The 550-nt window shown below is 52.7% G+C and carries 1 pseudogene; it reads left to right on the plus strand.

The window, feature by feature from the left end:
* Positions 1-550, plus strand: a pseudogene (locus HHX25_RS21070) (T9SS type A sorting domain-containing protein); the annotation flags it as partial.

Consider the following 550-nt stretch of genomic DNA (forward strand, 5'->3'; position numbering starts at 1 on the left):
TAGGTTGCTATAGCCTGTCGAACCCTATCGAGGTTATTAGAAACCCTGCAAAAGCAGATGGGGGAACCTTGACAGGCGGTCCGTTTGAATATTGTGTAGGTGACAGCATTGCGGACAATATTCCCGAAGGCGCCATTACCTTGGAAGGAAACTCGGGTGAAAACTCCCAATGGGTAGTGACCGATGCAGATGGCAACATCCTTGGTTTGCCACCAAGTCCCTATGTCGTGGATTTTGACGGCGCAGGCGCAGGTACCTGCTTGGTATGGCATTTGAGCTTCAATGGCGATATAGAAGGCGCAGAGACAGGAAAGAATGCAGCCGATCTGGTAGGCGATTACGACCTGTCCAACCCGATAGAAGTGATAAGGAACGAACCCAAAGGCGGTACCCTGTCTGGAGGCCCATTTGAGTTTGTTGTAGGAGACGGTGTGGCCGACAATATCCCCGAAGGTGCCATTACTCTGGAAGGGAACTCAGGGGGCAGCTCCCAATGGGTGGTGACCGATGCAGACGGCAACATCCTTGGCTTGCCACCGAGCCCTTATGT

It is taken from the genome of Flavivirga algicola, from assembly GCF_012910715.1.
Taxonomy (GTDB): Bacteria; Bacteroidota; Bacteroidia; order Flavobacteriales; family Flavobacteriaceae; genus Flavivirga; species Flavivirga algicola.